We start from the raw sequence: 23,248 nt of genomic DNA, 5'->3' as shown, positions 1-23,248 counted from the left end.
ACCAACAGGGAGACGCAACGTGTCCGAGAGCGAAACCATTCTGCTGAGCATTGCCGACGGCATCGCCCGCATCCGCTTCAACCGGCCCCAGGTGCTGAACGCCCTGAACGAACAGATGATCCTCGCCTTCCGCGACGCCGCCGTGAAGATCGCGGCCGATGCCAGCGTGCGCGTGGTGGTGATGTCGGGCGAGGGGCGGGCGTTCCTGGCGGGGGGCGACGTCGGGCGCTTCCACGCGGCAGGCGCTTCCGCGCCGGATGTGGTCAGCGACCTGATCGTGCCCTTTCACGAGGCCATTACCGTGCTCAACGGCCTGGCCCAGCCGGTGATCGCCTCGGTGAAGGGCGCGGTGGCGGGCGGCGGCCTCAGCGTCGCCATGGCGGCGGACCTCGTGATCGCGGCCGATGACGCCCGCTTCACCCTGGCCTACAGCCGCATCGGCACCAGTACCGATGGCTCGGCCAGTTGGAGCCTGCCCCGCGTGATCGGCCTGCGCAAGGCGCTGGAGCTCGCTTTGCTGTCGGACGTGATCGACGCGCAGGAGGCCTTGCGCATCGGGATGATCAACAAGGTGGTGCCGCTCGCCGAGCTGGAGGCGCAGACCGACGCGCTGGCCGGCCGCCTCGCCGCCGGCGCGACCGAGGCGCTCGGGCGCATCAAGGCGCTGATGCGGGGGTCGTTCAACAACACGCTGGCCGAGCAGTTGGAGGCGGAGCGTGCCGCCTTCGTGGCGTGCGCCGGCACCGCTGATTTTGCCGAAGGCGCCGCCGCTTTCGTGGAAAAGCGCGCGCCGGTTTTTACCGGGCGATGAATGGCGGCGGGCTTCGGGTGAATAATAACAGAATAAGCATGTTATATTGACTTATATTCCAGAATGCGAATAGATAAATCTATCACGCAGATGGAATGAGTTGAATGAGTGTCTCTGGCCCCCGTTTCGCTCCCGCTCCCCGTGCCCGTTCCTGGCGGGACTGGGCGCTGTTCGGGGCGGCGTATGCGGTGATTCTGGCGCTGCTGCTCGGCGGCCTTTCCGGCGTGCGGGACACCGCCGACGCACGTGTCGCGCCTCACGCCGCCCTGCAGAGCGCATCCGTCCGCTGAGGCGGAGCGCAGCCTATACATTGAAATCCGAATGTCCCGATCTGTGCCGGGGTGGTCCGCCTCGCCGCGCGGGCGCTTGAAGCGCGGGCTGGGGCGGTGGGCTTGGCCCTCGGGGAGGCTATGGCCTCAAGAGCGAAAGGCGGCGGCGGGTAGAGCGCCGCGGCGGGCCGCGTGTTGCGCCTTAGCGGGTCAGAACGATCGGCTGGTTGTTGTCGGCGATTACGCCCACATAACGGTTGGCGCCTGAGGGTTGGAGCCGGGCGGTGATCTTGCCCACGTGATTTTGCAGGACGATATCCGAGCCCAGCACATCCCAGCCCTTGGTCATGAAGATTTCGCTCGGGCAGGAAATATCCGCCTGGGCCGCAAGCCCGCTCGCGCCGCGCACCGTGGACAGTGTGACCGGGCAGCTGTGCTGTCCCCCGTCCCAAGCGAAAGTCCAGGCGCCCGCCAGCTGTTCCTGCTCATTGCTTGCGGCATAGGCTGTACCGCCCGGATTGACCGGCGGCGGGGTGAGGGGGACCGAACTGGCGGTGGAAACCGCCGTGGGCGTGACCGCTGATGCCGCCGTGGTGGCATTGGCGCCGGACGGACGCGGCGCGGAACTGGCGGCGGTGACCGGGGCCGGCATCGGCGCGCTCTCGACCGAAGCGGTCGGCGCGGACAGAACCCGATTGGACTCCACGGCGCTCGTCTTCGTTCCGAAGCCATCCAACTCGGTGCTGCACCCCCCAAGAGCCAGCGCTGAGGCGAAGACCGCCGAAGCGGACAAGAACTTCATCAAATCTCTCTCCGGACCTAACCGCAACTTACCGGCACCTGTTTTCTCACGCCACCGTCCAGCTTACGCAAAAAGCGTTAATGCCGGCTCAAAAACAGGCTGCCATGGGCTCCCCCGGAGGCGGAGACCGTAAGCCGGAACAATTTATCGAGAACATGGCGGGAGCATGACCCAGGGGCGCCGCGACAAGATGCCGTCGCCCTGGTGCATGCCTCGCGCTGCCGTCCATGCCGCGTGCACGCTTGATTATGCGGCCCCCTTCTTTCTCTATGTGCTGCCAAATCGCGCGGAGTGACCCATGTACCAGATGCTCGACCCCAAGACGCTGACCGTCCTCATCACCGGCGGAACTTCGGGCATCGGCGCCGCCACCGCCCGGCGGTTCCTGGCCGCTGGGAGCAAGGTCATCGTCACCGGCCGCCGCGCCGATCGCCTCGCAGCTCTCGCCGCCGAGTTCGGCGATGCCATCCACACCCTGGAACTGGACGTGCGCGATTTCGAGGCGACCCAAGCGGCCTTCGCCGCTCTGCCGGAGCCGTTCGCAAATTATAACGTGGTGTGCGCCAATGCCGGCCTCGCCATGGGCCTGGAGCCTGCCCAGGCCGCGAACATGAGCGACTGGGAAGAGATGGTCGCCACCAATATCAATGGCGTGCTCTACACGGTGCGCGCGAGCCTGCCGGCGATGATCGCGCGGGGCGAGGGGCATGTGGTGTTCACCGGCTCCGTGGCGGGCGATTTCCCCTATCCCGGCGGCAATACCTATGGGGCGACCAAGGCGTTCGTGAAACAATTCGCGCTCAATGTGTGGGCGGACGTGGTCGGCACCGGCGTGCGCGTCACCAATGTGGAGCCCGGCCTGACCGAGACCGAATTCTCCATCGTGCGCTTCAAGGGCGACGAGGATCGCGCCGGCAAGCTCTATGAAGGCGTGAAGCACTTGACCGGCGAGGACATCGCCGAGCAGATTTTCTTCTGCTGCACCGTGCCGCGCAACGTGAACATCAATCGCATCCAGGCCCTGGCCGCGGACCAGAGCTTCAGCGCACTCTCCATCAAGCGGAAATGAGGCGGCGCGCACGCGCGGCCACGGATGAGAGGGCGCAGATGTGTCACACGGAGCCCGGCCGAATGCGCGCCCGGCCGGATGGGGGAGGGGCGGTGCGGTGAGCCTGCCCAACCTCATCACGCTCGCCCGCATCCTGCTGGTGCCGATCCTGGTGTGGTCCATCGCCTCAGGCGAATTGGAACTGGCCTTCTGGCTGTTCGTGTTCGCCGGTGCCTCGGATGCCGTTGACGGCTTCCTGGCCAAGCGGTTCCACATGCAGACCGAGCTTGGCGCCTATCTCGACCCGCTGGCCGACAAGGCGCTGCTGATTTCCATCTACGTCTCGCTCGCCGTGGTGGAACTGATTCCACGCTGGGTCGCGATCGCTGTGGTGACGCGCGATGTCATGATCATCGGCGCGATCCTGCTTTCGGTGCTGCTGGCCCAGCCGGTGACGATCCGCCCGCTGGTGGTGTCGAAGGTGAACACCGCGGTGCAGATCGCGTTCGCCGCCCTGGTGCTGGCCAGCGCCGGGCTCGACCTCCAACCCGGCCGGGCGTTCGAGGTGGGACTGGTGGCGGTGGGGCTCTTGACGGCGCTTTCGGCGGCTGCGTATCTCGCGGAATGGATGCGCCACATGGCGCGCTGACCGCCAAGCGCGGCGTACCGGCGCGGGGCCCGGGAGGAGCGATGGCCATTCAGCTTCAGCTTCGCTTCTGGATTGGCGCGCTGTTTGCCGTCATCATCGGCCTGTGGCTGCTGCGCGGCATCCTGTTACCCTTTGTCGCGGGCATGGCCCTGGCCTATTTCCTCAACCCGGTGGTCGAGCGGGTATCGCGCATCGGCCTCGGCCGCACGCCGGCGAGCCTGGCCCTGGTCGGGATTTTGGTCCTGGTCGTGGTGCTGCTGCTGCTCGTGGTGCTGCCGCTGCTTTCCAGCCAATTGTTTGAATTCATCACCAATCTTCCATCCTATGTGACGCGCCTGCAAAACCTGGTCACGCTGGAAAACCGGGAATGGCTGAATCGCTTCTTCGGTGATCGCCTCCCGGACGTTCAACGCTCTCTCGCCGACCTGATGTCCCAAGGCGTCAGCTATCTGCTCGGCCTTTTGACCTCCCTGTGGTCCGGCGGGCAGGCGCTGCTGTCGGTGTTCGCGCTAGTGGTGGTGACGCCGGTGGTGGTGTTCTACGTGCTGTGCGACTGGAACCACATGCTGATGACCGTGGACAGCTGGATTCCGGTGCATCAGCGCCCCATCATCCGCCGGCTCGGCCGGGAGATGGACATGGCGGTCGCCGGCTTCGTGCGCGGTCAGGCCCTGGTGTGCCTCATCCTCGGCACCTTCTACGCGGTGGCGCTGACCATGTCGGGGCTGAATTTCGGCCTGCTGATCGGCATCGTTTCCGGCTTCATCACCTTCATTCCCTATGTCGGCTCGCTCACCGGGCTGATCCTCGCCATGGGCGTCGCCATCGTGCAGTTCTTCCCCGACTGGGCCATGATCGGCACAATCCTGGGCATCTTCCTGGTGGGCCAGACGGTGGAGGGCTACATCCTGTCGCCGAAGCTGGTGGGCGACAGCATCGGCGTGCACCCGGTATGGCTGATGTTCGCCCTGTTCGCCTTCGGCTATCTGTTCGGCTTCGTGGGCCTGCTGCTGGCGGTGCCGCTGACGGCGGCATCCGGCGTCCTGGTGCGCTTCGCCTTCAGCCAATATTTCCACAGCCCTCTCTATACCGGCGAGGAAGACGCCGATCCCTCGCCGCGCGAGACGGTCTGACCCCATGGCCGGGCGCGATCCCTCCGTTCGCCAGCTTCCGCTCGATCTGCCCAGCCGGCCGGCCCTGCTGCGGGAGGATTTCCTGCCCGCGCCGGGCAATGCCGCCGCGCTGGCGCTGGTGGATTCCTTTCCCGACTGGCCGGCGCGCGTGGTGACGCTGGTTGGCCCCGCCGGTGCGGGAAAGAGCCATCTCGGGGCGATCTTCGCCCGCAAGGCCGGCGCGATGACCCTTTCGGCGGCCGAGCTTTCCAGCGCCGGGGTGCCGCAGGCACTCGCCCAGGGCGCCCTGCTGCTGGAGGACCTGGCGGCCGGAGGCTTCGACGAGGCGGCGTTGTTCCATCTGCTGAATCTCGCGCGCGAGCAGAACGCCTTCGTGCTGATGACCGCGCGCACGCCACCGTCGGCCTTCACGCTCGCCACCGCCGATCTCGTCTCGCGGCTGCGCGCGGTGCCGGGCGTGGAAATCGCCCCAGCGGACGACGCGCTGCTGGGTGCGGTGCTGGTGAAGCTGTTCGCGGACCGGCAGATCGCCGTGGATGAGGCGACCGTGCAATATCTGCTGCTGCGCATGGAGCGCACGGTGGAGGGGGCGCAGGCCCTGGTCGCCGCCATCGACCGGGCAGCTCTGGCGGCGCGGCGGCCGGTGACGCGGGCGCTCGCCGCGCAGGTGCTGCGCGCGGAAAAAGACTTGCGGGGAGAAAGTACAAGCGATTTCAGCGACGAGGACGACGCGGAGGCGCCACCGTCATAGAGTGGTCATGCAAGACGGCCATGTTCCGCCGGAAAATGGGGGTCTATCGATGAACGCGAATGACACCGTCGCCTTGGCCTTGGTCGAGGATTTTGAACCGGAGGCCAGTGTGGATACCGTTCTCGAGCTTGCGGGATCCCCGCAGCGCTTCATCAACCGGGAGGTCTCCTGGCTTCACTTCAACCGTCGCGTGCTGGAAGAAGCCTCCAACAAGAACCATCCCCTGCTCGAGCAATTGCGCTTCCTTTCCATCTCGGCGAACAATCTCGACGAATTCTTCATGGTGCGCGTGGCCGGCCTGAAGGAGCAGATCCGCGAAGGCGTGACCGCCCTCAGCCCCGATGGCCTCACCCCCGCCGAGCAGCTCGCCACCATCATGGACGGCGCCGGCAATCTGATTTTCGACCAGCAGGCCCGCTGGCGTGAACTGCGCGTCGAGCTGGCCGGCGTCGGGATCGTCCTGGTGGACGGCTCGGACGTCACCGCCGCCGACATCGAGCGCCTGGAAGCCCATTTCCTGCACCATGTCTTCCCGGTGCTGACGCCGCTCGCCATTGATCCGGCCCATCCCTTCCCCTTCATTCCCAATCTCGGCTTCTCGCTGGCGCTGCAACTGGTGCGGCAGAGCGACGGGCGCGGCATGAATGCGCTGATCCGCATTCCCGCCAAGGTCGAGCGCTTCATCCGCCTCGCCGACGGCGAGAGCGGAAGCCTGCGTTTCATCACGCTGGAGCAGATGATCGGGCTGTTCATCGCCCGCTTGTTCCCCGGCTATGCGGTGAAGGGCCAGGGCGTGTTCCGGGTCATCCGCGACAGCGACCTCGACATCGAGGAAGAGGCCGAGGATCTGGTGCGCCTGTTCGAGAGCGCCCTCAAGCAGCGCCGCTACGGCTCGGTGATCCGCATGGAAGCGGATTCGGCCATGCCCGACGAACTGCGCAATTTCGTCGCCCGCGAGCTGAACGTGAAGGACGAGGAGATCTTCGTCGTCACCGGCGTGCTGGCGCTGAATGAATTCTCCCAGCTGGTCTCCGTGGACCGGCCGGACCTGAAGTTTCCGCCCTACAATGCGCGATTTCCCGAGCGCATCCGCGACCATGGCGGAGACTGCTTTCTGGCAATTCGCGAGAAGGACATTCTGGTTCACCACCCTTATGAATCCTTTGACGTGGTGGTTCAGTTCCTTCGACAGGCCGCCCGCGACCCCAACGTCGTCGCCATCAAGCAGACCCTCTACCGCACCTCCTCCGACAGCCCGATCGTGAAGGCGCTGGCGGAAGCGGCCGAGGCCGGCAAGTCGGTGACCGCGCTGGTGGAGCTGAAGGCCCGCTTCGACGAGGAAGCCAATATCCGCTGGGCGCGTGACCTGGAGCGCGCCGGCGTGCAGGTGGTGTTCGGCTTCATCGACCTGAAGACCCATGGCAAGTTGTCCATGGTGGTGCGCCGCGAGGGCGGTGCGCTCGCCACCTATTGCCATGTGGGCACCGGCAATTATCACCCCATCACCGCCCGCATCTATACCGACCTGTCGTTCTTCACCGCCGATCCGGTGATCGCGCAGGACGTGGCGCGCATCTTCAACTTCATCACCGGCTATGCGACGCCGGGCGAGCTGGACGTGATGGCGGTGTCGCCCACCACACTGAAGCCGCGCATCCTCCAGAACATCGCCGAGGAGATCGAGCACGCCCGGTCCGGCCGCCCGGCCGCGATCTGGCTGAAGTGCAATTCGCTGGTCGACCCGGAAATCATCGACGCGCTTTATGCCGCCAGCAATGCCGGCGTGAAAGTGGACTGCATCATCCGCGGCATCTGCTGCCTGCGGCCGGGCATTCCCGGACTTTCGGAGAACATCCAGGTCAAGTCCATCGTCGGGCGGTTCCTGGAACACAGCCGCATCTATTGCTTCGGCAATGGCCATGCGCTGCCGCACCCGCACGCGCTGGTCTATATTTCCTCGGCCGATCTGATGACCCGCAACCTCGACCGCCGTGTTGAGACACTGTGTCCGATCACGAACCCCACCGTGCATGAGCAGGTGCTGGATCAGATCATGGTGGCCAATCTTATCGACAACGAACAGAGCTGGCGGGTGTTGCCCAACGGCTCTTCGGAACGCATAGTCCCGGCGCCGGGTGAAGAATCGTTCAACGCCCATCGTTATTTCATGACCAATCCGAGTTTGTCCGGCCGTGGAAAGTCTCTCAAAGATTCTTCGCCGCGCAGCCTCTACGTCCGCCGCTAAGGGCGGGGGGCCCGCGTCGCACACGAGCGACCACATGACGGTGGCGGCACCTGTTGCCGTCATCGACATCGGGTCCAACTCCGTGCGGCTCGTGGTGTATGAGGCTCTGAATCGCGCGCCGACCCCGATCTTCAACGAGAAGGCGCTCTGCGGTCTCGGCCGGGAAGTGCTGTCCACGGGGCGGCTCGCCCAGGACGCGGTGGAGCGCGCCCTTTCCGCGTTGAAGCGCTTCCGCGCCTTGTGCGACGCCATGGGGGTGGGGGTGGTCTATGCCCTCGCCACCGCCGCCGCGCGCGACGCGGAGAACGGCCCCGCCTTCATCGGCGAGTGCGAAGCGATCTGCCGGACGGATGTGGAAATTCTCTCCGGTCGCCGCGAGGCGGAACTGGCGGCGTTCGGCATCGTCTCCGGCGTCCACGGCCCGGACGGGGTGGTGGGCGATCTCGGCGGCGGCTCGCTCGAACTGGTGGACGTGAAGCGCCAGAAGGTCGGCGCTGGCATCACCTTGCCGCTCGGCGTGCTGGCGCTGCAGGATCGCTCCGGCAAGTCGCTGCGCAAGTCCGAGAAGATCATCCGCGATGCCATGCGCGAGGTTCCCGTGCTCGCGGGTCTTGCCGGACGCACTTTTTATGCCGTGGGCGGCACGTGGCGGGCGCTGGCCCGCTTGCACATGTTCCAGAAGGGCTATCCGCTGCACGTGATGCACGGCTATGTGCTGCCCGCGAAGGAAGCCATCGACTTCACCCGCATCGTTCATCGCGCGGACGCAGAAGCTCTGTCCCATATCGACGCGATCTCGGATGCGCGCCGCTCCCTGCTCGCCTATGGCGCGCTGGTGCTGGAAAACGTGGTGCGTGAGGGGCGGCCGTCGGAGGTCGTGATCTCCGCCCTCGGCGTGCGCGAAGGCTTGCTGTATTCGCTGCTCGATGCCGAGCAGCGCAAGGAAGATCCGCTCCTTGCCGCTGCCCGCGAACTGAACGAATTGCGGTCGCGTTCCCCGCAGCACGGCGAGGAACTGGTGCAGTGGACGGATTCCTTCTTTGAATCCTCCCGCGCGCTGGAAGAAAGCGCCGATGAACGGCGCCTGCGGCAGGCGGCCTGTCTGCTGGCGGATATCGGCTGGCGGGCGCATCCCGATTATCGCGGCGAGCAGAGCCTCAACATCATCGCCCATGCGGCGTTCGTGGGCCTGGACCATCCCGGCCGGGCCTATATCGCGCTCGCGGTCTATTTCCGGCACATGGGCCTCTCCGAGGACGAATACGCCCCGCGCATCCTGGAACTGGTCTCCACCGGAATGCTCGACCGCGCCCGCATCCTCGGGGCCTGCATGCGGGTCGCCTATCTGCTCTCCGCCGCCATGCCGGGCATTCTGCCACGCACGGAACTGGAGGTCCGGGGCGAAACCGTGGTGCTCCACGTGCCGCAGGATCTCGCCGACCTGATCAATGATCGTGTCCACAGCCGCCTGCGGCAGCTCAGCAAACTCATCGGCCGCGAACCCGTGGTGGTGACGGTCTGAGGCAAGGGCACCGTCGTGGTGCCCGCGACCGTGGGGTCCAGGGACCGGGAAGGCCCGTGTGTCGCCGGCCTCTGACGCGGGACCTGCCGCTGCGCCCGGTGTATGGCGAATTTATCGTTTCGCTACATTTCTAAACCGTGTAATTGCATCCGTACGCGGTGCGGCTGCGGAGAGAGCTTGTTTTTACTCTTACCTGCGTGCGGGGGTCGAATGGTCGATGTTCAAGAAATTTATCGGGCGAGATTTCTTGAGACCGGTCTGAAAAAGCGTTCAGAAGTGTGGCGTATTCTTTGCCGTGAATTCTTCAACCCGTTGATTGGCGAGCAGAAAGATGTCCTGGACCTCGCCTGCGGATATGGCGAATTTATAAATAACGTATCTGCTCGTTCCAAAACGGCGATTGATATCAATCCCGACGCGCCGAAATATCTCAATCCAGACGTGCGCTTCGTCATGACGCCGGCGACCGAGCTTGCCCCGATCGAAAGCAACAGTCTCGATGTTGCCTTTACGTCGAATTTTCTCGAACACTTGCCCAATAAGGAATGCTGCGATCAGGTGATCGGCGAAATCCTGCGCGTCCTTCGTCCTGGTGGACGGTTCGTGATCATGGGGCCGAACATTCGCTATGCCTATCGCGAATATTGGGACTTCTACGACCACTATCTTCCCTTATCTCATCTCTCACTGGAAGAGGGATTGAAGAAGAGCGGGTTCGAGGTGGTGCGCAACATTCCCCGCTTTTTGCCTTATACGATGAAATCCAGCTTGCCGACGGCGGGGTTTCTGGTTTCCGCCTATCTGAAAATGCCGTTTGCCTGGCGTTTTTTCGGCAAGCAATTCCTCGTCGTCGGGCAGAAGCCGGCGCGCTGAGCGGCGCACGGCTGCGCCAGCCTAGTCTGGGCTCTCTCAAGCGCAGCAAAAGCTAGTCGCAGCGAAAGCCATTGGCAGCGAAAGCTATGCAACGAAAGTCGGGCGCGGGAACATCCCCGCGCGGCCGTGCGACAGCGGCTCGGTTCAGCCCGTGACCTCGGCGCCGGCGCGCTCAACGGCCACCACGCGACCGCGATCCACCGCCAGCGCAAGCTGGCCGGCTTTCAAAGCCAGGGCCCGATTGCCGAACAATTCGCGGCGCCAACCGCTCATTGCCGGCACATCGGCCTCGTCGCTCACCGCGATCCGCTCCAGATCGTCGGTCGTGGCGATCACCTTGGCCGCCACCGCGTGCTGTTCGGCGGTCATGCGCAGCAGCACTTTCAGCAGTTCGACCGTCGCCGAGGCGCCATTGGGCAAGGGCTTGTCGCGTTCGATGCGCGGCAGCGTCTTGGGATCGCGAGCAAGCCCCTTGCGTACGGCCTCCAGGACGGCCTCCCCATAGCGCGAGCGCTCGAAGCCCTTGGGCAAGGAGCGCAGCTCCGCCAGCTTTTCGGGCGTCTGCGGCTGCTGAAGCGCGATCTCGCCGATCACATCGTCCTTGATGATGCGGCCGCGCGGCTGGTCGCGGGCCTGCGCTTCGCGCTCGCGCCACGCCGCAAGTTCCACCAGCACCGCCAGTTCGCGCGGCTTGCGCACGCGCGATTTCAGGCGCTCCCACGCATTCTCCGGCTCCTGGCGATAGGTTGCCGGCGAGGTGAGCACCTTCATCTCCTCGCCCACCCATTCGCTGCGCCCGCGCGCCTGCAGGTCTTGCAGGAGCTTGAGGTAAATGTCGCGCAGATGGGTGACATCGGCGATGGCATAGACCAGTTGCGCCTGACTGAGGGGGCGGCGCGACCAGTCCGTGAAGCGCGAGGATTTGTCGATGGCGTGACCGCACAGGCGTTGCACCAGCTGGTCGTATGAAATGCTGTCGCCGTAGCCCAGCACCATGGCCGCCACTTGGGTGTCGAACACAGGATGCGGGATGATGCCGGCGAGGTGCCAGACGATTTCGATATCCTGGCGCCCCGCGTGAAACACCTTCATCACCCGTTCGTTCGCCATCAGCGCGAAGAAGGGCGACAGGTCGATGCCATCGGCGAGGGCGTCGATGATGATGGCCTCGTCCGGCGTGGCAGCCTGGATGACGCACAATTTCGGCCAGAACGTCGTCTCGCGCAGAAACTCGGTGTCGACGGTGACGAAATCGTGACGGGCCAGGCGCTCACAGGCCGCTGCGAGCGCCTCGGTGGAGGTGATCGGATCCATGTGACAAACCATAACGGAAGGCATGTGGGCGGCGAAAGACCCTCGCGTGCAGAGAGGTCAAACCTTTGCCTCTTTTGCCATGCGCATGGCGTTCTCGGCCGTTCCCGGATGGCCTAGAAAATAGCCCTGAACATAGGTGCAGCGTTCTGCCCGCAGGATTTCCAGCTGCTCCGCCCGCTCCACGCCCTCCACGATGGTGGAGACCGATATCGCGTCGGCCAAGCCTTGCATGGCGCGGATAATGGGCAGGGAATGGGTATCGTGGCCCAATCCGTTGACGAAGGTCCGGTCGATTTTGATTCGATCAATGGGCAGCGTGCGCAGATAGCCGAGCGAGGAATAGCCGGTTCCGAAATCGTCGATGGCGACCCGGATGCCGCGGTTGCGGAAGTTCTGGAGGATCTCCCGCACGCTCGCGCCTTCCTGGAGCAGCGTCGTTTCGGTAAGCTCCAGCTCCAGCCGGCGCGGAGCAAGGCCCGAGCGCCGCAGGGCGCCGTTTACTTGTGCCTCCACCTCCCCGGCGCGGAACTGGATCGGCGAGAGATTGACCGAAACGGACAGCGGTGCCGGCCATGTGGCGGCCACGAGGCAGGCCTGTTCGAGCACCCAGGCGCCGATGGGCACGATGAGCCCGGTATCCTCCGCGGCGGGAATGAAGGTGGAGGGCGCGACGATGCCCCGGGTCGGATGGCGCCAGCGCAAGAGCGCCTCAAACCCGACGAGGGCACCGCTCTGGCAGACGAAGATGGGCTGGTAGCACAGGAAAAACTGCTGCTCGCGCCAGGCTTCGTCCAGATCGAGCTGGAGCGTGCGGCGGGCGATCGCGGCATGCTCCATTTCGCGCTCGAACAATCGGCAGAGGCCGCGGCCGTCGTTCTTGGCGCGATAAAGCGCGAGATCCGCGTTTTTCAGCAGCTCCATACCCAAGCGCGCATCCTGCGGCGCCAGCGCGACGCCGATGCTGCCGCCGGCGATGACCCGGTGGTGGTTCAACGTGAACGGCTCGCGAATGGCGGCGATGATCTGCTCGGCGAGGGTGCGCGCGTCGACCGCGCCGCCGCCCCGCTGGAGGATACCGAATTCATCACCGCCGATCCGGGCCAGCATGTCGCCCGGCGCGAGATAGTCTTCCATCCGCCGGGCGACCGCGCACAGCAGATCGTCGCCGATGGCGTGGCCGAGCGTGTCGTTGACGGACTTGAAATAGTCGAGATCCAGGAACAGCAGCGCAAAGCCATGTGTGTCCATGTCCTCGCCGAGGAGCGCGTCGAGCTGCTCCAGGAAATGCAGGCGGTTCGGCAGGGCGGTCAGTTCGTCCTGCCGCGCGGTGCGATATGCGTTCTGGGCGAATTCCTGCTGCGCCCGCAGATGGCGCACAGCCGTGATGACGGCCACCGTAATGGCAAGGCAGATCAGCCCGGATGCCACCAGGATCGGTAGGATCTGCGCCCGCACCGAGCGCGAGACGTCGTCGGAGGTGTCGCTGACCATGATGGCCAGCGGGAAGTGCGCGAGGTCCTGGAACGCGGCAAGCCGCTCTTGCCGATCCACGAGGCCTGGCGGGATCTGCCGCTCCTGCGCGCCGGCCATGTTTGCTGTCGCGATCAGGTGGCGCAATAGCGCGCGCTGCGCCGCCGGATCAATATTGTCCGCTACGGGCGGATAACTGGCGAGCACCACGCCATCCTGCCGGCACAGGGCGATGAACCCGCCGGATCCCAGATCAATGCCGCCGTAAAATTTCTCGAAATAGCTTTGCCGCATGGCGGCCAGAATGAGGCCGAGAAAATTGCCGTCCGGCGCGGAAAAGCGCTGGGCGAGGTAGATGGTGGGCGTTCCCGTGCCCCGGTTGAGCACCGGCGTACTGACGAACTGGGTGGTGGAAAGACCGGTGGTGAGGGCGTTGAAATAATCGCGGTCCGACACATTCACATCGGGGATGGGCCAATAGCGCGAAAAGTTCAGCAGCTTGCCCTTGGTGCCGATGATGGTGATGGCATCTATCTGCGGCAGGCCGTGGACGCGCTGGCGGATGATCTCGTGCATTTCATAGGTGGAGGCGGCGCGGACCAGGCTTTCCGGGTCGTTCGCCCCGAGCACGTTGAGACGCTCGATGAGGCTGCGCTGAATTTGTTCGGCGCCCTGGAAGGCACGGTCGGTCTGCTCCGCCAGGGTAAGGGCGAGGTTCTCCAGCTCGCGATGGCGATCGCCCAGGGCGCGATCCCGCAGATACACAGTCAGCACGATGGTTGCGACAAGGACCGTGACGATAAATGCACCGCCCAATCCCACCGCCCAGCGCGCGGCATCCCACGAGCGCACGCGTTCCGTGGTGCCGTTCGGGTTTGCTATCTCTGGTAGACTGGTGGTTGCTTCCATCATGTCTCAATCGCGACGCATTGCACGCCACATTTCACGATATACGCCTTGGTTGGGCACCGACAGGGGCTGTCTGTGTTGCGCAGCAGCAAATCCCATTGGTTTCCCATGGGATTTCGAGGCAGCCTTGACAAGCAGGGGCGCCCATGCACCTTCCGGCGGCCCGCTTCGCCCATCCTTTGCGGCAGCGCGTTTGTCCCCAGGTTGTCCGAAAGGCCGCTCGCCATGTCCCCCGCCATGCATCGCTACCGCACGCACACTTGCGGCGCGCTCACCGACGCCCTGGTGGGCGAAAGCGTCCGGCTTTCCGGCTGGTGTCACCGCATCCGTGACCATGGTGGCGTGCTTTTCATTGATTTGCGAGACCATTACGGCCTGACCCAAGTTGTGATCGACCCCGACAGCCCGGCCTTCCAGGCGGCGGAAAAGGTGCGGGCGGAATGGGTCGTGCGCATCGACGGCAAGGTGCGCCTGCGCCCCGAGGGGACCGAGAATGCGGACCTGCCCACCGGCAAGGTGGAAGTCTATGCGGTGGGGCTGGAAGTGCTGGGCGCCGCAGCAGAATTGCCGCTGCCCGTGTTCGGCGACCAGGACTACCCGGAAGATATTCGACTTAAGTATCGCTTTCTCGATTTGCGGCGCGAAAAACTTCACAATAATATTATGTTGCGTGGTCGGGTCATTGATGGCCTGCGCCAGCGGATGAAGCAGGGCGGCTTCTTCGAATTCCAGACGCCGATCCTCACCGCCTCCTCGCCCGAGGGTGCGCGCGACTTCCTGGTGCCTTCGCGCATCCATCCCGGCAAGTTCTACGCGCTGCCGCAGGCGCCGCAGCAGTACAAGCAGCTGATCATGATGAGCGGCTTCGACCGCTATTTCCAGATCGCGCCCTGCTTCCGCGATGAGGATCCGCGCGCGGACCGGCTGCCAGGCGAGTTCTATCAGCTCGACCTGGAGATGAGCTTCATCGAACAGGAAGACGTGTTCGCGGCGATGGAGCCGGTGATCACCAGCGTGTTCGAGGAGTTTGGCGGCGGCAAGCCGGTGACCAAGGTTTGGCCGCGCATTCCCTATGCCGAGGCCCTGCGCAAATACGGCACCGACAAGCCCGATTTGCGCAATCCTTTGGTGATGCAGGATGTCTCCGAGCATTTCCGCGGCTCGAACTTCAAGGTGTTCGCGCGCATGCTCGAGGACCCGAAGAACCAGGTGTGGGCGATCCCCGGCCCGACCGGCGGCTCGCGCGCCTTCTGCGACCGCATGAACAGCTGGGCCCAGGGCGAGGGCCAGCCGGGGCTCGGCTATATCATGTGGAGCGAGCCCGCTATCGACAATATTGTTAGATCCGAAGTCGACAAGCGCCCGGGTTCTGAGGAACGGGAGCCAATCGAACATCCCGTCGGACGTGGCCCGCTCGCCAACAATATCGGCCCGGAACGTACCGAGGCGATCCGCGAGGCGCTCGGCCTCAAGGCGGGCGATGCTGCCTTCTTCGTCGCCGGCGACCCCTCGAAATTCTACAAGTTCGCCGGCCTTGCCCGCACCAAGGCAGGCGAGGAACTAAACCTCGTGGATACCGAGCGGTTCGAGCTCGCCTGGATCGTCGACTTCCCGTTCTACGAATGGTCGGACGAGGAGAAGAAGATCGACTTCTCCCACAATCCCTTCTCCATGCCGCAAGGTGGCCTCGAGGCGCTGCAGGGCCAGGACCCGCTGACCATCAAGGCGTTCCAATACGACATCGCGTGCAACGGCTATGAAATCGCCTCCGGCGGCATCCGCAACCATCGCCCCGAAGCGATGCTGAAGGCGTTCGAGATTGCCGGCTATGACGAGGCGACGGTGGTGGAGCGGTTCGGCGGCATGTACCGCGCGTTCCAATATGGCGCGCCGCCCCATGGCGGCATGGCGGCGGGCATCGACCGCATCGTGATGCTGCTGTGCGGCGCCTCGAACCTGCGCGAGATTTCGCTGTTCCCCATGAACCAGCGCGCCGAGGACCTGCTGATGGGCTCGCCCGCCGAGGTGACGCCCAAGCAGCTGAAGGACCTACACATCCGCCTCAACCTGCCGCGGAAATAAGCGCGGCTACCGGACCCCGAGATCCAAGTGTACGCCCTCCTTGCGGAGGGCGTTCGCGTTTCAGGGGCCAGCGACGAGGTCCAGCGAGAGTTGCCGCGCGGTGGCGAGGGGATCGTCGGTTTGGGCGAGATCGAGCAGCTTGACGTCGCCGGTGGGGTTCAGCGTGAGGGTGAGCGTCTTCGGCGTCTTGAGGAATTGCACCAGTGCCGCGCCGATGCGCTCGGCATTGGGAAAGTCCGCGCTGGCGGCCCGCGCCTGCTCCTGGACCACCGCGATCAGCGCGGTGCGCATCTGCTCGATATCGCCATTGGTCAGGTCGACATAAGCGCGCAGCGCCAGTTCCGCCGCCCCGAGGTCCACCAGCTCAAGCTTCACCGGGCCCAGCCCCGCCTGATCCAGGGCGCCGAGGGCAGCGCCGGCGTTTTCAAAGGCGGCTGGGGGGATACGGGTGAGGCGGGCGTCGAGCGACACCTTCAGGGCATCGTCCACCTGGGCGCTCACCGGGCCGATCACGATCGCCTGCGCGCCCTGGTCATAGGTCGTGTCGAGCGTGAAGCTCAGCGTCGCGCTGGTCATTCCCGCCGCGACCAGAAGGTTGAACGGGGCACCATCGGCTTCCGAGATCGGCCCGGTGATGTCCCGCGCCCGCAGCTTGAAGCGGGTGGGGACGGCGCCGATAAACTGGTCCCAGGCGACCGCGAAATGTCCGACGGAGACGGTGCCGCCCAGCTCCGGTTCCGGCACCGTGAGATCCGCGAACTCGAATCCATCCAGGACTTTGAACAAAGCGAGCACGGTGTCCGCCGTGGGGTCGGCGCCCTGGCGCGCCGTCTTCGGGGCCAGATCCATCATCGCCACCAGCGAGAGACCGTTCACGGTGCCGCTGCCGAGAGCGACCACGGAGGCATCGCCGCTATGGCCGATGAACCCATCCACCTGCATGCGCTCCAGCTTCCCGGCCGCGTAGCCGGTCAGTGCGAGATTGGCGAGCTCCATCTTGCCGCCGGGTGAGGAGAGGGATGCATTGCTCGTGGAAATGCGGGCGAAGCCGATCCCCTTGAGCACGTCGGAGGTGAGGTGAGTGAGCTGTTCCACTTCCGCCGCTGTGAGCGCGTGGTCGGGCTTCGACAGGGCGTCCAGAGCTTCGAGCCGGGCCAGGTTGAGCAGGCCGGGATCGAGGGCGATGCCCTCGGCGAGGATGTTGCTCATCATCACGGTCGCGCCACCGTCCTGGGTCAGCGAATAGCTGCCCGCCGAAAGGCGGCCGTAGAGCGGCATATAGCCGGTGGGGGCTGGTTGTCCCTGCGTGGAAGCCTGTGTCAGCGCCAGCAGGGGCGCGGTGTCGATGGCGGTGACGTCTATCTGCTCCAGCGTACCCACGAAGCCCTGAGCGGCCTGGGCACCGCCCTGCTCACGCACACCCACGCGGTCGAGGCTGAGATGCGCGATGCGGCCCTGGCCGATGCCCTCGGCGAGCAAGGCACCATAATCCACGTTGAAGCTTCGTGCGTCCGTTCCGGGCGTCCGCGGCGTTGCGGCCATGGCGGCGAGCCGTACACGTGCCGTCGCGTGCGGCAGGCGGATGCTGGCGGCCCGCATGGCGGCGAAATGCTGGAGCCCAGCGCGCAGCGTCGCCGCACTCGTGGCCGCGATCGGCGGCAGGATGAAGGCCGCCGGGCCGGAATAGCCGGCGATCTCCACCAGCGGGGTCTCATAGGTGGTGTCGCGGGTCGCGTCCGTGTTGCGCACCTCCACGCCGTGCAGCGTCACCGAATCGGCGGTGATTCGCCCGCCGGAGGGCGGGGCGATGCCGGTGGCGGTGAGGCGGGCGATTTTGACGGTGCTGCTGCCGTCGCCGGCGGTAATGGCGATGTCGGCAACGCTCAAGGTTCGGTTTGGAAGGTCAAACGCAATCTCGCCATGGCTGGCCTGCGTTCCGGAAGCCCGCAGGCTTGTGAAAGCTTGCTCAACTTCCCCGCGTACCTTTTCCTTGCTCCAGAAGTTCAATCCGAAATAGCCGCCAATGCCGAGAACGGCCAACGCCAGGGCGGCCAGGAGGGCCTTCTTCATGGGGGGCACCCTTTTCAGTCTGCGGTTGCGTCCGGAGCGGCGCGGCGACTTCGTGCGCTGCCGAAAAACGTAGCGCTTACCCGTGACATCCCTGCTGCCGAGGGCTACCGTGCCGCCGGTTTTGAAACAAGGTATGTTTAAGAAGGGTCGGGAAGGGAATGGCGTCCAACATCTCAGATGATCTGCGCTCGGGAGCTCTGATTTATCATCGCCTGCCCCGGCCGGGAAAACTCGAAATCCAGGCCACCAAGCCCTTGGGCAACCAGCGCGATCTCGCGCTCGCCTATTCGCCTGGCGTCGCCGCCGCCTGCATGGCCATCAAGGCCGACCCGCTCCAGGCCGCCGAGCTGACCATTCGCCAGAATCTGGTGGCAGTGGTCTCGAACGGCACCGCCGTGCTCGGGCTCGGCAATATCGGCCCGCTGGCCTCCAAGCCGGTGATGGAAGGCAAGGCGGTTCTGTTCAAGAAGTTCGCCGGCATTGATGTGTTCGACATCGAAATCGCCGCGAACGAGGTGGACCATATCGTCGAGACCGTGGCGGCCCTGGAGCCCACCTTCGGCGGCATCAATCTTGAGGACATCAAGGCGCCGGAGTGCTTCGAGGTCGAGAAGCGCCTGCGCGAGCGCATGAAGATCCCGGTCTTTCATGACGACCAGCACGGCACCGCCATCATCGTCGGCGCGGCGGTGCGCAATGCTTTGGAAATCGGCAACCGGAAGATCGAGGATCTCAAGATCGTCACCTCTGGCGCGGGCGCGGCGGCCATCGCCTGCCTCAACCTGCTGGTGACGCTCGGCGCCAAGCGCGAGAACATCTGGGTCTGCGACATCGAGGGCGTGGTCTATGAAGGCCGCGAAACCCTCATGGATCCCTACAAAGCGGTCTATGCGCAGAAGACCGAGGCTCGCTCGCTGGGTGATGTCATCGACGGCGCGCACATCTTCCTCGGCCTCTCCGCCGGCGGCGTGCTGACCCAGGACATGGTCAAGCGCATGGCGGATCGTCCGCTGATCCTCGCGCTCGCCAATCCCAACCCCGAGATCATGCCGGAAGAGGCGCGCGCCGCCCGCCCCGATGCGATGATCTGCACCGGCCGCTCGGACTTCCCGAACCAGGTCAACAACGTCCTGTGCTTCCCCTATATCTTCCGCGGCGCGCTTGATGTCGGCGCCACCGACATCAACGCCGAAATGAAGATGGCGGCGGTGGAGGCCATCGCGGCGCTCGCCCGCGAGACGCCGTCCGACGTGGTGGCCCGTGCCTATGGCGGGGAAACCCGCTCTTTCGGGCCGGATTCGATCATTCCCTCGCCGTTCGATCCCCGCCTCATCCTGCGCATCGCGCCGGCGGTGGCGCGCGCGGCCATGGAAACCGGAATCGCCACCCGGCCGATCACGGATTTCGAGGTCTATGCCGACAAGCTGGATCAGTTCGTGTTCCGCTCCGGCTTCATCATGCGCCCGCTCTTCACCCGCGCGAAGCTGGACAAGAAGCGCGTGATCTATGCCGAGGGCGAGGACGAACGCGTGCTGCGCGCCGCCCAGGCGGTGGTGGAAGAAGGCATCGCCCGGCCGATCCTGGTGGCGCGGCCGAGCGTGCTCGAAACCCGTCTTCAGCGCTTCGGGCTGTCGATCCGCCCGGGCACCGATTTCGACCTGATCAATCCCGAGGATGATCCGCGCTATCGCGACTATGTGCGCACCTATGTGGAGATCGCCGGCCGCAAGGGCGTGACCCCCGATGCCGCCCGCACCCTGGTGCGGACCGACAATACGGTGATCGCCGCCCTCGCAGTGCAGCGGGGCGAGGCGGATGCCATGCTCTGCGGCATTGAGGGACGCTTCAATCGCCGGCTGCGTCACGTGCGGGACATCATCGGTCTTGCGCCCGGCGTGCACGAACTTGCCGCGCTCTCGCTGCTGATCACGCCCAAGGGCAATTTCTTCATCTGCGACACGCAGATCCAGAACGAGCCCACGGCCGCCGATCTCGCGGAGATGACCATCCTCGCCGCCGCCCACGTGCGGCGGTTCGGGCTCGAGCCGCGCATCGCGCTGTTGTCCCATTCCAATTTCGGTTCGCACGAAACCTCATGCGCCAAGCGCGTGCGCGGTGCGCTCGAACTGATCCTGCAGCGGGACCCCTCGCTGGAAGTGGATGGCGAGATGCAGGCCGACGCGGCGCTGCTGGAGGATGTGCGCGAGCACGTGTTCCCCGGATCGCGTCTGTCGGGCGCAGCCAATGTGCTGGTGATGCCGGACCTCGACGCCGCCGACATCGCCTACAACATGATCAAGGTGCTGGGCGATGCGCTGCCCGTGGGCCCGATCCTGATGGGCACGGCCAAGCCCGCGCACATTCTCGGCCCGTCGGTGACGGCGCGCGGCATCGTCAACATGACGGCGGTGGCCGTGGTGGAAGCCCAGGGCGCGCTCTGAGCTTTCCACCTCGTCGATTGGAAATGAAAAGGCCCGGGAGCATCTCCCGGGCCTTTTTCGTTGCGGTTGTCGTTGCGTGTGCGCCCCGCGCCGGGCCTGAACCCTCAGCCGTCCCAGCGACGCGGGCGATAGAAGGTATGAACCCCGATGCGATCCAGCTTGCGCATCTCGCGCACCCAGCTCGGCCGCACCCAATAGGCATGGTAGTGCGTCGCCCGGCCGACGCTTGAAAGCCAGAGCTTGCCGTCCAGCATGTCGGAGGCGATCTGCTTGGCCTGAACCCACATATCGGGCTCGCGGATCACGTCCTTCACATCGTCGCAGGCGAAGGTGAACTGGCAGGCGAGATGGCGGTGGGCGTTCTGATAGACGGTCTTGCAGACGTCGTTGGGGTAATAGCCCGAGAACACCCGGTTCATCACCACCTGGGCGACCGCGATCTGGCCGCGCTTGGGTTCGCCCCGGCTCTCGAAATAGACGGCCTCGGCGAGGCACTTTTCCGCGCGGGCGCGGGCCGGGCCGGCGAGGGCGAGGCGGGTCGCCGGGCTGGCATCGCCGCTCATGAGGCCGCTGGCCTCTTCGTCCGGCGGGGGCACCGGTGGCATGGGCGGCAGGGTGGAAGCGCTCGGCGGCAGCGCGGCATATTCGAAGGGAAGCGGCGGAAAGAGCCCGCCACTCTGTCCGAACACCACCCGCATGTCGTGCACGATCGGCGTGTCCTGGGACGAATGCATGCCTTGCGCGGTCCCCTCGCTGGCGTCGAGCGAGAGGCCGGCTGCATCTGGGGCTTCCAGCTCGGCGTCGTCCTGCGCGCTGCCCGGCGGCGGCGGTTCGCCGAAGATCAGCGCCTGCGGAGCCTCGCTGGAGGTGTCGTACGCGCTCATGTCGGGGCCGAAGGTGGAGGGGACATCCTCTTCCGCGGCGATGCTTTCCTCGTCCAGCCCCGGCAGGGTCAGCACCTGGTCCAGCGCGAGTTCGAGATAGGCGTTGTCGGCATTGGGCGAGGGGCCGAAGACGGCGGGGGTGTCGGCTTCCTCGTCCCGGTCGGCGAGCAGGACGGCGGGATTGCTGGGCGGAAGTGCGCCCCCGAGCACCAGCGGCGGGGGATAGGCATAGGTGCTGTCGGCATTCGCGGGGACAGAGGCGGTGGAGGCCGCCGCGATCTGCACGCTCGCCTGGGGTGCGCCCGGGTCCGGCGCGGAGGGGCCGAGAAGCGGTTCCCAATCCAGCGTCGCCACGCGCAGGGCCCGCACCGGGGCCGAGAGCAAGCCGCCTTGGGCGCGCTCTGCCGCCGCGCGGGACAGGAAGATGTCGGATGGCAGCATCTGCGGGCGCGCGGCGGTTGCAAAAAGGCATCCGGCCACAGCCAGAATGCACGCCGGCAGGCGCACGCCGAAATACCGAACCATGGGATCGCCCTCACAGGAAGCCAGCGAACGAACGCCGGCGCCTGGAGAGAAAAATCACTTATCAACCTTACGAGCGGGTTAAGCGCGCCGCAAATGCCGCCTCGCGGCTGAACGGGCCGCCCTCCGCAACCGCCATCTTGCGGGCAAGGGCGAGTCCCTCGGTGCCGAATCGCAGGCGGATCGCCTCGTCCACCCAGCGCTGTTCCTGCTCCGCCCGCTGCGCCGCGAGTCGCCCGTCCAGGGCGAGATGTGCCTGATGGGCGGTGAGCGCCGCGTCGAACGCCTCCAGCCCCTCGCCGCTGGCGGCGGACAGGCGGATGACCGGCACCGTCCATTGCGTCGGCAAGCCGCCCAGCGAGAGCGCGCCGCTGACATCGGCCGCCGCGCGCCGGGCGATATCGGCCATGTCGGCCTTGGTGACGACGATGATGTCGGGCAGTTCCATCACCCCCGCCTTCATGAACTGAAGGCTGTCGCCGGAGGCCGGCTGAATGCACAGCACCACGCTGTCCGCCACCAGCCCGATGTCGGCTTCGGACTGGCCGACGCCGACGGTCTCGACGATCACGAGATCGAACACGGCGCGCATCAGCACCACCGCCGCCACCGCATCGTCCGAAAGGCCGCCCAGCCGGTCCCGCGCCGCCATGGAGCGAACGAACACGCCGCGATCCTCGGGGTCGGTCTGGATGCGCGCCCGATCCCCCAGCAGCGCGCCGCCGGTGCGGCGCGAGGATGGATCCACCGCCAGCACCGCGACCGTGCGTCCCTCCGCGCGGGCCCGGCGCACGAGCGCGTTGGTGAGCGTGGATTTTCCCACCCCCGGCGGTCCGGTCAAGCCGAGGACGAGCGCCTTCGGCTCGCGGGCGGCCCGGTCCAGCAAGGCCACCAGAGGGGGCTTGCCGCGCGCGGTTTCCACCGCCGCGAGGGCCATCGCCATCGCCCGCTTTCCGCCGATGCGCAGGGTTTCCAATTCGGGAATCTGGGGACGATGTGCAGACATGGCGGGAAGTCTAAAGCATGCTCCCGTCCGGCAGAAACGGGCGCCCAAATAAAAAGGCGCCGGCTTGCGCCGACGCCTTTCCACTGATCGGACACGTGCGGGGGAACGACCCGATCAATAGCTCTGTCACGGCCAAGGCGGGAGACGATGCACCGGCAACCTCAGGACCTGTCCCGCCAATTGTCTTGCAACGCAAGGCTGCAGCAAGCGACGGGATTTGTTGAGTCTTTCATACCAAGCTCAACATGAACGAGAGATGAGCGGCCTGCTCAGATCGAGTTCATTAGAGGTAGTGATGTAGAGTTTGACTTTGAAATGCGGCATGCGACGTCGCGTGCCTTGCGTCACCCCCTTGTTTTCATTCAAGGAAGGGGCGCTTCCTCCCCTTTCGGAACCGGAGGGAGGAGCGCCGCTCGCGTGCGCCGCTTCATGGGATGGTTGGATTCT

General features: G+C 65.5%; 17 protein-coding genes. 11 read left to right on the top strand and 6 right to left on the bottom strand.

The annotated features are described in order from the left end of the window. Positions 1–19: 19 nt before the first annotated feature. The gene (locus tag V5F78_RS15250; RefSeq protein WP_394071222.1) at positions 20–811 is read left to right on the top strand and encodes an enoyl-CoA hydratase/isomerase family protein; all 792 of its coding nucleotides are present in this window, start codon (positions 20–22) and stop codon (positions 809–811) included. A gap of 104 nt (positions 812–915) precedes the next feature. Next, positions 916–1,101 (top strand): hypothetical protein, encoded by a 186-nt coding sequence (locus tag V5F78_RS15245; protein WP_394071223.1) that lies wholly within the window; start codon positions 916–918, stop codon positions 1,099–1,101. Between the two features lie 181 nt (positions 1,102–1,282). Here V5F78_RS15245 and V5F78_RS15240 read toward each other — a convergent pair whose 3' ends face one another. After that, complete coding sequence (locus V5F78_RS15240; RefSeq protein ID WP_394071224.1) at positions 1,283–1,882, bottom strand: AprI/Inh family metalloprotease inhibitor; 600 nt, start codon at positions 1,880–1,882, stop codon at positions 1,283–1,285. 298 nt (positions 1,883–2,180) lie between these two features. On the opposite strand from V5F78_RS15240, the gene V5F78_RS15235 reads away from it, so the two are divergent. From V5F78_RS15235 to V5F78_RS15205, 7 genes are all read left to right on the top strand, one after another. Then, positions 2,181–2,951, top strand: a complete 771-nt coding sequence (locus V5F78_RS15235; RefSeq protein ID WP_394071225.1) for an SDR family NAD(P)-dependent oxidoreductase — start codon at positions 2,181–2,183, stop codon at positions 2,949–2,951. 97 nt (positions 2,952–3,048) lie between these two features. Then, complete coding sequence (locus V5F78_RS15230; RefSeq protein WP_394071226.1) at positions 3,049–3,579, top strand: CDP-alcohol phosphatidyltransferase family protein; 531 nt, start codon at positions 3,049–3,051, stop codon at positions 3,577–3,579. Between the two features lie 41 nt (positions 3,580–3,620). Further along, positions 3,621–4,712 (top strand): AI-2E family transporter, encoded by a 1,092-nt coding sequence (locus tag V5F78_RS15225; RefSeq protein ID WP_394071227.1) that lies wholly within the window; start codon positions 3,621–3,623, stop codon positions 4,710–4,712. Positions 4,713–4,716: 4 nt separating this feature from the next. After that, positions 4,717–5,463: a P-loop NTPase family protein gene (locus V5F78_RS15220; RefSeq protein ID WP_394071228.1), complete on the top strand. Its 747-nt coding sequence runs from the start codon at positions 4,717–4,719 to the stop codon at positions 5,461–5,463. 49 nt (positions 5,464–5,512) lie between these two features. Beyond that, on the top strand, positions 5,513–7,708 hold the full coding sequence (locus tag V5F78_RS15215; protein WP_394071229.1) for an RNA degradosome polyphosphate kinase: 2,196 nt from the start codon (positions 5,513–5,515) through the stop codon (positions 7,706–7,708). Between the two features lie 34 nt (positions 7,709–7,742). Then, entirely contained in the window at positions 7,743–9,230 is a 1,488-nt protein-coding gene (gene ppx, locus V5F78_RS15210; RefSeq protein WP_394071230.1) for an exopolyphosphatase, read from the top strand. A 210-nt stretch (positions 9,231–9,440) separates the two neighbouring features. After that, positions 9,441–10,103, top strand: a complete 663-nt coding sequence (locus tag V5F78_RS15205; RefSeq protein ID WP_394071231.1) for a class I SAM-dependent methyltransferase — start codon at positions 9,441–9,443, stop codon at positions 10,101–10,103. Between the two features lie 144 nt (positions 10,104–10,247). On the opposite strand, the gene rnd is transcribed toward V5F78_RS15205, so the two are convergent. Together rnd and V5F78_RS15195 are read right to left on the bottom strand one after the other, a co-directional pair. After that, positions 10,248–11,417, bottom strand: a complete 1,170-nt coding sequence (gene rnd / locus V5F78_RS15200) for a ribonuclease D (protein ID WP_394071232.1) — start codon at positions 11,415–11,417, stop codon at positions 10,248–10,250. Positions 11,418–11,474: 57 nt separating this feature from the next. Further along, a complete protein-coding gene (locus V5F78_RS15195; RefSeq protein WP_394071233.1) occupies positions 11,475–13,799 on the bottom strand; it encodes a bifunctional diguanylate cyclase/phosphodiesterase in 2,325 nt (774 codons plus the stop codon). Positions 13,800–14,033: 234 nt separating this feature from the next. On the opposite strand from V5F78_RS15195, the gene aspS reads away from it, so the two are divergent. After that, on the top strand, positions 14,034–15,878 hold the full coding sequence (gene aspS, locus V5F78_RS15190) for an aspartate--tRNA ligase (RefSeq protein WP_394071392.1): 1,845 nt from the start codon (positions 14,034–14,036) through the stop codon (positions 15,876–15,878). Positions 15,879–15,938: 60 nt separating this feature from the next. Here aspS and V5F78_RS15185 read toward each other — a convergent pair whose 3' ends face one another. Then, positions 15,939–17,948 carry an aq_1923 C-terminal domain gene (locus V5F78_RS15185; protein WP_394071234.1) on the bottom strand — a complete coding sequence of 670 codons (2,010 nt, stop codon included), beginning with the start codon at positions 17,946–17,948 and terminating at the stop codon, positions 15,939–15,941. Positions 17,949–18,106: 158 nt separating this feature from the next. Between V5F78_RS15185 and V5F78_RS15180 the strand changes: the two genes are divergently transcribed. After that, positions 18,107–20,389 carry an NADP-dependent malic enzyme gene (locus V5F78_RS15180; protein ID WP_394071235.1) on the top strand — a complete coding sequence of 761 codons (2,283 nt, stop codon included), beginning with the start codon at positions 18,107–18,109 and terminating at the stop codon, positions 20,387–20,389. Positions 20,390–20,493: 104 nt separating this feature from the next. On the opposite strand, the gene V5F78_RS15175 is transcribed toward V5F78_RS15180, so the two are convergent. Next, entirely contained in the window at positions 20,494–21,798 is a 1,305-nt protein-coding gene (locus V5F78_RS15175) for a cell wall hydrolase (protein WP_394071236.1), read from the bottom strand. 67 nt (positions 21,799–21,865) lie between these two features. Further along, a complete protein-coding gene (locus tag V5F78_RS15170) occupies positions 21,866–22,801 on the bottom strand; it encodes an ArgK/MeaB family GTPase (protein ID WP_394071237.1) in 936 nt (311 codons plus the stop codon). Between the last annotated feature and the right edge of the window lie 447 nt (positions 22,802–23,248).

The sequence above is a fragment of the Roseixanthobacter glucoisosaccharinicivorans genome (assembly GCF_043195095.2).
Lineage (GTDB): Bacteria > Pseudomonadota > Alphaproteobacteria > Rhizobiales > Xanthobacteraceae > NCEH01.
The sequence above is the reverse complement of the archived record's forward strand: the minus strand, read 5'-3'. Positions and strand labels throughout refer to the sequence as shown.